This window comes from Streptomyces sp. TLI_185 (assembly GCF_003814765.1).
GTDB lineage: Bacteria > Actinomycetota > Actinomycetes > Streptomycetales > Streptomycetaceae > Streptomyces.
The window spans coordinates 7,981,837-7,992,431 of the sequence record NZ_RKRB01000001.1 but is presented as its reverse complement, the minus strand read 5'-3'; the positions used below and the strand labels follow the sequence as shown (position 1 = coordinate 7,992,431).

At 70.6% G+C, this 10,595-nt stretch carries 9 protein-coding genes and 2 pseudogenes; 6 read left to right on the top strand and 5 right to left on the bottom strand.

All coding sequences use genetic code 11. The features are described 5' to 3' along the window. The first annotated feature begins 870 nt into the window (after nucleotides 1–870). Entirely contained in the window at nucleotides 871–1,635 is a 765-nt protein-coding gene (locus EDD92_RS36745) for a ribosome-inactivating family protein (protein ID WP_123968297.1), read from the top strand. Between the two features lie 142 nt (nucleotides 1,636–1,777). Here EDD92_RS36745 and EDD92_RS36740 read toward each other — a convergent pair whose 3' ends face one another. After that, entirely contained in the window at nucleotides 1,778–2,809 is a 1,032-nt protein-coding gene (locus EDD92_RS36740) for an NADP-dependent oxidoreductase (protein WP_123968296.1), read from the bottom strand. 100 nt (nucleotides 2,810–2,909) lie between these two features. Here EDD92_RS36740 and EDD92_RS36735 point away from each other — a divergent pair, with 100 nt between their 5' ends. Next, nucleotides 2,910–3,842: a LysR family transcriptional regulator gene (locus EDD92_RS36735; RefSeq protein ID WP_123968295.1), complete on the top strand. Its 933-nt coding sequence runs from the start codon at nucleotides 2,910–2,912 to the stop codon at nucleotides 3,840–3,842. A gap of 13 nt (nucleotides 3,843–3,855) precedes the next feature. After that, on the top strand, nucleotides 3,856–4,728 hold the full coding sequence (locus EDD92_RS36730) for a hypothetical protein (RefSeq protein WP_123968294.1): 873 nt from the start codon (nucleotides 3,856–3,858) through the stop codon (nucleotides 4,726–4,728). Here the strand turns inward: EDD92_RS36730 and EDD92_RS36725 are convergent. Next, on the bottom strand, nucleotides 4,721–5,035 hold the full coding sequence (locus tag EDD92_RS36725) for a hypothetical protein (RefSeq protein WP_123968293.1): 315 nt from the start codon (nucleotides 5,033–5,035) through the stop codon (nucleotides 4,721–4,723). The genes EDD92_RS36730 and EDD92_RS36725 overlap by 8 nt on opposite strands. A gap of 100 nt (nucleotides 5,036–5,135) precedes the next feature. On the opposite strand from EDD92_RS36725, the gene EDD92_RS36720 reads away from it, so the two are divergent. After that, nucleotides 5,136–5,765, top strand: a complete 630-nt coding sequence (locus EDD92_RS36720; protein WP_185124237.1) for a thiol:disulfide interchange protein DsbA/DsbL — start codon at nucleotides 5,136–5,138, stop codon at nucleotides 5,763–5,765. Between the two features lie 32 nt (nucleotides 5,766–5,797). Here the strand turns inward: EDD92_RS36720 and EDD92_RS36715 are convergent, their stop codons facing one another. Beyond that, the gene (locus EDD92_RS36715; RefSeq protein ID WP_123968291.1) at nucleotides 5,798–6,460 is read right to left on the bottom strand and encodes a histidine phosphatase family protein; all 663 of its coding nucleotides are present in this window, start codon (nucleotides 6,458–6,460) and stop codon (nucleotides 5,798–5,800) included. Nucleotides 6,461–6,653: 193 nt separating this feature from the next. Between EDD92_RS36715 and EDD92_RS36710 the strand changes: the two are divergent. Beyond that, nucleotides 6,654–7,688 (top strand): annotated as a pseudogene (locus EDD92_RS36710) (family 43 glycosylhydrolase); the annotation flags it as partial. 15 nt (nucleotides 7,689–7,703) lie between these two features. Next, nucleotides 7,704–8,099, top strand: a pseudogene (locus EDD92_RS36705) (AbfB domain-containing protein); the annotation flags it as partial. A gap of 17 nt (nucleotides 8,100–8,116) precedes the next feature. Here the strand turns inward: EDD92_RS36705 and EDD92_RS36700 are convergent. Together EDD92_RS36700 and EDD92_RS36695 are read right to left on the bottom strand one after the other, a co-directional pair. Further along, nucleotides 8,117–9,331 (bottom strand): cytochrome P450, encoded by a 1,215-nt coding sequence (locus EDD92_RS36700; protein ID WP_123968290.1) that lies wholly within the window; start codon nucleotides 9,329–9,331, stop codon nucleotides 8,117–8,119. Nucleotides 9,332–9,418: 87 nt separating this feature from the next. Next, the gene (locus tag EDD92_RS36695) at nucleotides 9,419–10,429 is read right to left on the bottom strand and encodes a DUF2278 family protein (RefSeq protein WP_123968289.1); all 1,011 of its coding nucleotides are present in this window, start codon (nucleotides 10,427–10,429) and stop codon (nucleotides 9,419–9,421) included. Nucleotides 10,430–10,595: the final 166 nt, after the last annotated feature.

Genomic DNA, 10,595 nt, shown 5'->3' with positions numbered 1-10,595 from the left:
ATCATGGACAGCTCTCCCGTCGGATTCCTCGACCCGCAGACCGGGTCGGGCTGCTGCCCCGGCCGAGGGGGGAGTCGGACCGAGGCAGCGACGGGCCGATCTTCAGGGGCCCGGGAGTTGTCCCTCCAGCCGTCCCACCAGGTCGGACAATCCCAGCCTCTGCCGCCGGCCGGTCCGCCGACGTCCACAGGGTTGTCCGACCTGGCAAAAGGGAGGTGCCAAACAACATTCCGGTTGCGAGCGTCGGTGCAGCAAGGCCGGCTGCCGGCACACCGAGTCATCCGAGGAACAGCGCATGTCCGCCACGGACGCGACGACGATCCCCGAATCGAGAGCGCCTCAACAGCCCGCGCCGGGGCCACCGCGACGCCGCAACCGCAAGATCACCGTCGGCTCGGTCAGGGCACTGGTGGAGGAGCGGGTCGGGCGGTCCGCTCCTCCCCCGGCCGGCCCGGCCGACCGGCGCGACCGTGGGCATCCCCACCGGCACAACGCGGCTGTGACGCCATGGCCTCCCGTCTTGCCGCAAGGCGCCGCCATCGCTCCGGGAAACGTGCGCGGGGCGACCGCGCGGGCGAGGGCTTCGGCGCCCGGCGCGAAGAGGCGGGCGGGGCGTCGAGCAGCCGCCGTACGTCGGTGGCGTCCTGCATCAGCGTTCGCCCGCCGGCTGTTGCTCGACGGTGTCGATACCGAGCCTCGCGGCGGGAGTGAGGTAGAGACGTGGAGCAACGACAGCGTTACGTCCGGACAACCAATGCGGAACTCGATCCTCCGGATTTGTCTGCGGCGGCAAAAGGGGCCTGCCAAACAACCTGCCGGCCGTGAGCGTCGGTCGTGACATCGCTGCACGTCGAACAACCGGAGCACACCATGCCCACCAGCGTCCTCATGGTGGTCGCCTTGTCCGTCCTTCTCGGATTCCTGGTGATCATGCTGGCGCCCAGGGACACCGACACATCCGCCTCGACGGCGGCGGACCAGGTGACGATCAACTCCGAGACCGTCGCCGGCAGGGAACACATCGACTTCCCACAGGTCCACTGGAACATCCAGCGCGGCTCGGGTGCCTATCTGACCATGCTCGACGAGCTGCGCAACCTCGCCGAGACCTCGGCCGACGGCCGCGTCATGCCCAACGTCGACACCGGGGCGGACTCCGTCATCACCGACGACACGGAGACCCGGAGTTTCGCCGACGTCGTGATCAGCAGCGGCAACCACATCCCCGCGGTGCATGCGATCGTGCGTCTCAGCGACTTCTGCGTCGTGCGGTTCTTCTCCAGCGACACCCCGCACAACGTCGCCCTGAACCTCGCCTCCGACGTCCCGGACAAGGAGGACGCCACCGACGACAACTGGTCCCTCGGCAAGCAGGGCTACGACGCCCTCGCCCGCGTCGCGAACCAGTCGCTGACCGAAGTCAACCTGAGCGAGTCCAGCCTCGAGAACAGCCTCAGGGACCTCGGCGTCCGCGGCACGGACCGCACGGCCCAGGCCCGCGGCATGCTGCGCTACATCATGGCCATCACCGAGGCCTCCCGGTTCCGCCCCATCGCCCACCGCATCGCGAACGGCATGGACAACGGATCCGACGTCTTCGTCACCGCACAGCAGGTCGGCCTGATGCGCAACTAGACCGCATCAGCCTTTCCCGAACTCCTCGGGCTGCCGGAGTACGAGCCGCTCCGGGGGCATCCCTTCGCCATCGGGCCCGACGGCGGTTGTATGCACCGGTCTGCATGTGATCTTGCTGTATGCACCGGTCTGCATGTGATCTTCAAGCGGCGGGACCGGCTCCGAGTACCGCCGAACTCGCCCGCACGATGATCTTGCCGGTGTTCCGGCCGCGCAGCATTCCCAGGAACGCGTCCACGATGTGCTCGAACCCGTCGACCACCGTCTCGTCCAGAGCGAGCCGGCCGCTCTGCAGATGCGGTACCGCGAACGCGTACAACTCCTCCTGCATGTCGCGGTAGTTGCTGACCAGGAAGCCCTCCATGCGGAGGCTCTTCTCCACGATGTCCGCGTGGTCGAAGCGCGGCGGCGGCGCGTCAGGGGTGTTGTACTGGCTGATCGTGCCGATGCGGACGATGCGCCCGAACTCGCGCAACGCCCCCACGGCCGCGGCCAGTTGCTCACCGCCGACGTTGTCGACGAACACGTCGATGCCGTCCGGTGCGACCTTGCCGAGAAGGCCGGCGGCGGGGCCGTCGTGGTAGTCGAAGACGGCGTCGTAGCCGACCTCCCGCGTGAGGTGGTCGGCCTTCGCCGCCGAGCCCGCGCTGCCCACGAGCCGTCCGGCGCCGAGGAGCCGCGCGAACCGCCCGGTGGCCGTGCCGACCCCGCCCGCCGCGGCCGACACGAACAGGTCCTCGCCCTCCCGGAGCCGGGCGATCCGGGTCAGGCCCACATACGCGGTCAGGCCGGTGCCACCGAGGATGCTCAGGTACGCGGTCGGGGGCACACCGTCGAAGCGGGGAAGCTGCCGGATCTCCTCGGGCGTGACGAGCGCGTGCGTGCGCCAGCCCTGCCGGTGGAACACGATCTCTCCCTCGGGCAGCCGGTGCGTGCGCGAGGCGATGACCCGCCCGATGGTGCGGCCCTCCAGGGGTGCGTGGAGCGCGAAGCCGCCGGGCACGTCGTCCATCATCTCGCGGTGATAGGGGTCGACGGACCAGTAGAGGTTCTCCACCAGCGCGCTGCCGTGGGTGGGGGCGGGAAGCGCGGACTCCACGAAAGCAAAATGTTCGGCGGTGGGGAAGCCGTGCGGGCGGCCCGTCTGGTGCACGGTGAGTGCGGTCTCGTTCATGAGCGGACCGTAGGGCGGGAATGCCCCTGCCGGGCAGCCGGTTGGGCTCATGCGACGCCCCGTTCCATGAGCAGTTCTCATACGTCGAGGTGAGCGCCCCGTGGCCCGCACGACCGACTCCGATCTCGCCCCGCACGAACTGCGCGTCCTGGTGGCGGTCGCGGACACCGACGGCTTCTCGGCCGCGGCCCGGTCACTCGGTCTGACGCAGTCCGCGGTCTCCCATTCGGTGCGCGGCAGCGAGCGCAAGATCGGTGCCGTGCTCTTCGACCGCGGCCGCGCGGGCGCCCGCCCCACTCCTGCCGGGGAGAAGGCCGTGGCACACGCACGCCGCATCCTGCGCCTGCTGGACGTCCTGACCGCCGAGGCGCGCGGTGCGGCCATGTCCGACGCGGCGGAGGGGCCGCTGCGGATCGCGGCCTTCCGCAGCGCGGCTCTCCATCTGCTTCCACCCGTCCTCGAGCGGTTGCGCGCCCGGCATCGCGGGATCGAGCCGCGGGTGCGGATCGTCCGGGAGGTGGGGCGCGGCACCGCGGGCGAAGTGGCCGACGGGAAGGCCGACATCGCCATCGCCACGCTGGGCGGCTCCGCGCCGCTGCCGCCGGGTCTGGTCGCCGGCGGCCTCTTCGAGGAGCCGTACACCCTGGTGCACGCGGCGGGACACGCCGCCCCGCGTTCGCTGCCGCTGGTCGACTGGGCGGAGAACTGCGGTTCGTACACCCGTGACTGGTGGGCGGCACAGGACTGGATCCCGAAGGCGACCGTCGAGGCCGAGGACGACGGAGCGGTGCTCTCCTTGGTGAGCGGAGGGCATGGAATGGCGATCATGCCCGCGCTCTCGCTGGTCGGAGCACCGGACTCGGTCGCGATCGCCGATCTCGGCCCCGAGCGCCCGACGCGCCGGGTCGGCTACGTCACCAGCTCCGAACTGGCCGGAGCGGCAGTCGTGCGCGCCTGCGTGAGGGAACTGCGGGCCACGGCCACTCACCTGCGACTGGCTCCGGTGAGCTTGCCAACCGCCCCGCCGACCTGAGGAAATCAAGCCCATGTCCTCCTCCCCCGCCCCCCTTGCCTCCTACGTCGAGTCCTGGCATCCCGAGCCGGTCACGGACGGGGACGCTCTGCCGGCCGGGCCGGCGGCGGCTCTGTCGGCGGTGCTGGACCTGCCCGGTACGGCCACCGAGGACGGTGATCCGCTGCCTCCACTGTGGCAGTGGCTGTACTTCCTGCACTGGCCGCCGCAGGAGTCCCTCGGCCCGGACGGGCATCTGCGTGACGCGCGCTTCCTGCCGCCCGTCCCGAGCCGTCGGCGGATGTTCGCCGGCGGGCGCTGCACGATCAGCGAGCCCCTGTGCCTCGGCGAACCGGCCCAGCGCGTCAGCAGTCTGGCCGCGGTCGCCCCGAGGCAGGGCCGCAGCGGGGAGCTGCTGTTCGTCACCGAACGCCAGGAGTTCCGGCAGCACGGCCGCACCTGTCTGGTCGAGGAGCAGGACATCGTCTACAGGTCGGGCGCGGGCTCCGCTCCCCGGCACCCGGCCGCCCTCGACGACTCGGCCGTACCGGAGCCGGAGGGCTCGTGGCACCTGCGCCTGCAGCCGGACGAAACCCTGCTCTTCCGCTTCAGTGCGCTCACAGCCAATGCTCACCGCATTCATTACGACACCCCGTACTGCCGTGACGTCGAGGGCTACCCCGGCCTCGTCGTGCACGGCCCGCTGCTGGCGCTGCTGATGCTGGAGCTGGTTCGCAGGAACGCCCCCAAGCGGCAGGTGCGGTCACTGTCCTACCGGCTGCACCGTCCGGCGTTCGTGGGCGAACACCTCCTCGCCGACGGCACGCCCTCCGACGGGCAGGCCCAACTGCACATCGCCACCCCTCGCGAGGCCCGGCACGCGAGCGCCGAGGTGATCTTCAGCTGAGCCGGAGGAGGACGGCCGTGTCGGAGCGGGGCAGGGAGACAGTGAGCTTGCCTTCCGCCGCGTTCCACTGTGCGGTCCTGTCGGACGCGGTGGGGTGGAGCACGGACGGGTGGAGCTGTGCGCCGCGCAGGTGGGGGACGGTGAGCTCGCGGCTCGTTTCGTCGGCGGGGCCCCTGCGCCACACTGTGACGAACGTGGACTGCGGGCCGCGCAGTCCCTGGGCGATCCAGGTGTCGTCCCAGCCCGGCAGGCCGAGCGGCCAGAAGGGGTGCGCCTCGGCGATCTCCGGCCGGATGTCCTTTTCCAAGGCTCTTCCAGGACGGTTCCGGGTGGTCGGGCGGTCCGAACGAGGGACATTGCGTGTGTCAGCGGGGTGCGCCGGGACACGGAGCGCCAAGGTGGCCGCCATGAAGAAGAAGATCATGCGCCTGTTCGCGCTGTCGACCGTCCTGACCTGCCTGCTCGGCGCCGCCGACGGCCAGCCGAAGGAGGGCGAGCAGTACCTCAAGCTCAAGCACCGGGTCACCGGCGTCGCCCCCCGGGAAGTGGCGGAGGTGTTCTACTACGACTGCCCGCACTCCTACGAGCTCGAGAAGCCGTTGGAGGAGTGGGCCGCACAGCAGCACCCCGCGGTGAAGCTGGTGCGGATCCCCGCAGTCTGGGCGGACCAGGCCGACATGGTCGCGTACGCCCGTCTGTTCTACACGCTGGACAAGCTCCACCTCGCGGAGAAGGAGGCGCTTCCCGTCTTCCAGGCCGTGCGGGACGAGGGCAAGGAGCTCACCTCCGAGCGGACTGTCGTGAGATGGGCGGCCACAGAGGGGCTCGACGTGGCGGCGGTACGAGCCGCCTACACGTCCAAGGAGGTCGACGCCTCCGTCGAGGCGGCACCCGCGCTCCGTGAGCACTACCAGGTGGCCGAAATGCCCACTGTGGTCGTGGGCGGGCGTTTCCGCACCACCCCCATGCTGGTCGGCAGTGCCGCCTCCACCGTCTCGGTGCTGGACCACCTCTATCACGCCCAACCGCACCACTGACCGACCGTCGAAGCGGCGGGGGCTCCTACAGCTCAGCGGTAGGTGAGCAGTCGGCGGCCGTCGCCGGTGAAGTGGGCGTGGTCGTTGAAGGTGAGGAGGCTGGTCCCGGAGCCGCCCACGACGAGGGTGGTGACGGAGGCGTTCACGACGACGCGGTTGAGGGCGACCACCGAGGCGGCCGGCAGCGACAGCAGGGTGCCGCACAGCGCGGCGAGGACGCCGCCCGAGGTGACCACGACCGCGTCGCGGCCCTGCCCGAGGGTCGTGGTCAACTCGGCCAGCGCCGCGCTCGCGCCGCCCGCGAACGCCGTCCAGCCGGTGGGGCCCGTCTCGGCGGTGTCCTCGATCCACCGCCCCAGGGCCTGGTCGAGGACCACCTGCACTGCCCGGGAGTCCGCCTGGCCGTCGGGCCCCGGGTGCCGGTGATAGCGGGACATCAGGGCGGTGTGGTCGTACTCGTTCCAGCGCGGATCCTCGGGGGAGGGCTTTTCGAAACCCGCTGCTTCGGCGAGGAGTTGGGCTGTGTCGCGCTGGCGGGTGAGCGTGCCGGAGACGACCTGCGGGTCGCGCAGGCCGCGGCGGGCGAGTTCCCTGCCGACGGCGGTGCCCTGTTCGCGGCCCAGGGCCGACAGCGCGTCGTAGTCCTGCGCACCGAAGGAGGCCTGGCCGTGGCGGACGAGGCAGATGAGCGGCATACGGTGTTCCTGCTTCCCGCATCTCGGCGGTCGTTACGGCGGATCGTCGGGCATTGACGTCGGTCAAGGTAGCCGACGGCCCTGTCGTGCAGTCATGGGCGGTCCCGGTCTGCGTGCGGCGAGCGCCCTCGCCCGTGTCGGCCGGTACGAGGGGCCCCGGCTCCGGGCCAAGCGGGTGTAAAGCGGAGGCGACTCCGATCTCTCCCCCAACGGCTGGCTGATCGACGCGAGCGTGCTGCAGACCGGCGGCAAGCTGTACCTGGTCGGCAGCGGCTTTGTGAACGGCAGCGCGCAGAGTCTGGTGATCGCGCCGATGAGCAACCCGTACACCCTCGCGAGCAGCACCTTCACCGTCATCTCCAGCCCGACGCTGGACTGGGAGAAGTCGGGTGTGCCGGTCAACGAGGGCCCCGAGCCGCTCTACCACAACGGCCGCACCTTCCTCACCTACTCGGCCGGCTACTGCCAGACCGCCGACTACAAGCTGGGCCGGCTGGAGCTGACGGGTTCCGACCCGCTCAGCCCGGCCTCCTGGACCAAGAAGTCGACGCCGGTCTTCCAGCGCAGTGACACGGGCGGCGTGTACGGCCCCGGACACAACGGCTTCTTCACCTCGCCGGACGGCACCGAGAACTGGATCGTCTACCACGCCAACTCCTCGTCGAGCGGCGGCTGCGGCAACGGACGCACCACCCGCGCACAGAAGTTCACGTGGAACGCCGACGGCACCCCGAACTTCGGCACCCCGGTCGTCCTCGGCACCTCCCTCCCCGGCCCGTCCGGCGAGACGGCGGCCACCCCGACCTCGTACGCCCTGGTCAACCGCAACAGCGGCAAGTGCCTGGACGTCGACGGCGGCAACACCGCCGACGGGGCCAACGTCCTCCAGTGGACCTGCAACGGCGGCACCAACCAGAAGTGGAAGGTCGAGGACCTCGGCGACGACACCAGCCGGCTGGTCAACGTGGCCACCGGCAAGGTGCTCGACACCGCCGACTGCTCGGCCGCCGACGGGGCCGACCTCCGGCAGTGGTCCTGGCTGAACAACAAGTGCCAGCGCTCCCGGCTCGTCTTCACGGCCACCGGTGACTACGTGCGGATCGTCAACGAGAGCAGCGGAAAGGTCGCCGACGTGGCCGACTGCTCCACCGCGAACGGCACCGACGTACGCCAGTGGACCTGGCTGAACAACGCCTGCCAGCAGTGGCGACTCGTCCCCACCACCTGAGACCCGATTTCTCAGCGCTTCTCCTCGTACAACGACCCGGACCGTTTCATCCGGCACTACGACTACCGCGCCCGCATCGAGGCGAACGTCAGCCCGCTCGCGGACTCGCAGTTCCGGGTCGTGGCGGGCCTGGCGGGCAGCGGCACCGTCTCGCTGGAGTCGGCCAACTACCCCGGCTACTACCTGCGGCACAAGAACTTCGAGGTGTGGCTGGAGAAGAACGACGGGACGACGGCGTTCGCCTCCGACGCGACGTTCCACCAGCGGGCCGGTCTCGCCGACTCCGCCGGGATCTCCTACGAGTCGTACAACTACGCCGGGCGCTACATCCGGCACTACAACTACCTGCTGTACGTGCGGACCCCGAGCACGGCCACGGACACGGGGGACGCCACCTTCTACGGCCAGTAGACGGACAGAGCTGCGCGTCACCAGGTGAGGTGCAGGCTCTCCGGTGACCGGTGGATCATCGTCGGCCGCATGGTGACCGGACGGTCGTCCGCCAGTCGCAGGCCCGGCAGCCTGCGGGTCAACTCCGCCAGGGTGAGGCGGAGTTGCTCGCGGGCCAGCTGGGAGCCGGGGCAGCCGTGCACGCCGAAGCCGAAGGCAAGGTGACGTCCCGGAGTTCGGGTGATGTCGAACTCGTCGGGGCGAGGGTGCCGGGAGGTGTCCCGGTTGGCCGCGCCGAAAGCCACGAACAGCGTTGCACCGGGCGGGAGTTCGGTACCGGCGAGGGTGACCGGACCGGTGGTGATACGGCGGAAGCCCTGCAAGGCGGTGTCATGGCGGGCGGCCTCCTCGACCGCCGCCGGGATCTGCTCGGGTTCGGCGCACAGCAGCTCCCACTGGCGGGGGTGCCGGAGCAGATGCAGAACGGCCGTTCCGATGAGGGCCGTCGTCGTCAGATGCCCGGCGATCAGCAGGTTCTGGAGATGGGCGACGAGTTCGTGCCGGTGTTCCAGGGTGAGCTCGCCCTCGCCGACGACCGATGTGACGAGCTCCGTGCACAGGTCCTCGCGGGGCACGGCGTGCCGCTCCCGGGCGTACCGGTCGAGAATGTGCTGCATCGCGACCACGTCCTCGGCCGCGGCGATCTGCTCGCCCTCCGCCAGCGGGCGGAACAGCAGTTCCTCGGCACGATGGCCGCCGTGTACGACGGCGGGCACGTCGGCGGGGTCGAGGCCGACGACACGACCGATGACGTCTCCGGGGAGCTTCCCGGCATACGCCGACATCAGCTCGACGTGCCCGTCCTTCACGAAGGCGTCGACCAGGGCTGCGGCCCGCTCGGCGGCGTACGGCAGCACGGCCGCGACACGCGCCGGTGAGAGCCCGCGGACGATCGGCGCCCGTAACTGCTGATGCCGGGCGCCGTCGGCGGTGACGACGACGGGCCGCCCGCCGAACCCGCCGCCGAGGACGGCGAGTGCGGCCGACCCGGGCAGCACGTCGGGGACAAGGGCGTTCGCCGACGAGAAGTCCTCGGGCCGGCGCAGGACTTCCCGTACATCGGCGTCCCGGGCGACCAGCCAGGCGTCGAGCTCGGCGACGTACGTCAGGCCCTCGGCACGTCGCGCCCGCTCGTAGTGCGGGTAGGGATCACGCTGCAACTCGTCGAGTCTGCCGTGCAGTTCGCGGTCCATGGGACACCCTCCCGGCCGACGGTGGTGCGGGGCGGGCTCATCGTGCCGTACGGGCGTGCGAGTGCGGTAGAGGGCTTCCGGGTGCGGTCAGAACACCACGGACCAGCCTTCGCGGGCGGCCTGGTCGGCAGTGTACGACACCCCGTGCACCTTGAGGCCGTCCGCGTTCTTCAGGGTGATCTCGCCGCCGTGGTTGCCGAGTTGGGCGCCGGCGATGAGGGGGACCAGCAGGCAGGCACCGGCGGCGAGCGGGCCGGACGGCACGGCGGAGCTCTGACCGATGCGGTCGACGATGCGCCAGCCGGTCAGATCGACCGGGGCGGGCGAGGCGTTGAGCAGGGTCACCGTCTCCGACTCGGGCGCCGGACCGGCCGGGTTGACCAGCGCCGCGACGATCCGGACGGGCTGGGTGCCCGGCTGCGGACGGTTGCCGTCGACGTCGTCGAGGGCGTGGCCGGTGACATCATCCGTGTGCCAGGACTGGCTCTGGAAGGCGAGGAAGATGCCGACCCAGCGTTCCTGCGCCGGGAAGTGCAGGAGCAGCCCGCCGTCCTGCCAGACTCCGTCGTCGCCCTGGAACTGCCGGCTGTTGCCCTGGTTCATGTGGATGTCGTGGACGCCGTTGCCGGGCAGGAAGCCGAACACCTTGTCCCTGACGGCCGGTTCGGGGCCGAAGCGTTCACCGAAGACGTACAGCCGGGCCTGCTGGTCGTCGACCGCGCGGCGTACGTAGTGGTCCAGGAGGTCGGCCAGGTCGTTGTCGGGGCCGGAGGCGTCCGGGGGCAGGGTGCGCATCTTCGCCGGGTCGAAGAGGTTGCCGCGCACAAAGTCGAGGTTCGGGCCGCCGGGGCCGGGCGGCAGGGTGTTCCAGCCGCTCGGCAGGCCGTCCAGGCGGGCGGTGACCGGGTGCCGGAGGTCCTCGTCAACCAGGTAGAGCAGTTCGGAGGGCCGTTCCTGGGAGAGGACGTTGACGGCGGCGCGGTAGTTCGTGCTGGCGTCGTCCTGGAGGTGGATCTGGTAGTGCGGTGTGTTGGTGGCACCCTCGCGCCGGGTGTCGACGGCGCGCGCGATCAGCACGCCGTAGGCCTTGAGTGGCATGACGTCCAACTTCCCCCGGGGGCAGGCGGATTGCCCGCCCATGTGAGGAATGGTAGGGGGATGGGACTTATGTGACCCCACCCTTGCGGCATTCCGCAGCCACCGTCCTGTCTACGCCTTCTGGCATTACGCCGCTGGGCCAAGTGCGTGACGCGCCGATGAACAC

What these genes read in the sequence shown, in the direction of transcription:
- EDD92_RS36715 (WP_123968291.1), bottom strand. Translation starts at nt 6,460, where the DNA reads ATGCCGCTCATCTGCCTCGTCCGCCACGGCCAGGCCTCCTTCGGTGCG.
- EDD92_RS36695 (WP_123968289.1), bottom strand. Translation starts at nt 10,429, where the DNA reads ATGCCACTCAAGGCCTACGGCGTGCTGATCGCGCGCGCCGTCGACACC.
- EDD92_RS36745 (WP_123968297.1), top strand. Translation starts at nt 871, where the DNA reads ATGCCCACCAGCGTCCTCATGGTGGTCGCCTTGTCCGTCCTTCTCGGA.
- EDD92_RS36720 (WP_185124237.1), top strand. Translation starts at nt 5,136, where the DNA reads ATGAAGAAGAAGATCATGCGCCTGTTCGCGCTGTCGACCGTCCTGACC.
- EDD92_RS36700 (WP_123968290.1), bottom strand. Translation starts at nt 9,331, where the DNA reads ATGGACCGCGAACTGCACGGCAGACTCGACGAGTTGCAGCGTGATCCC.
- EDD92_RS36730 (WP_123968294.1), top strand. Translation starts at nt 3,856, where the DNA reads ATGTCCTCCTCCCCCGCCCCCCTTGCCTCCTACGTCGAGTCCTGGCAT.
- EDD92_RS36740 (WP_123968296.1), bottom strand. Translation starts at nt 2,809, where the DNA reads ATGAACGAGACCGCACTCACCGTGCACCAGACGGGCCGCCCGCACGGC.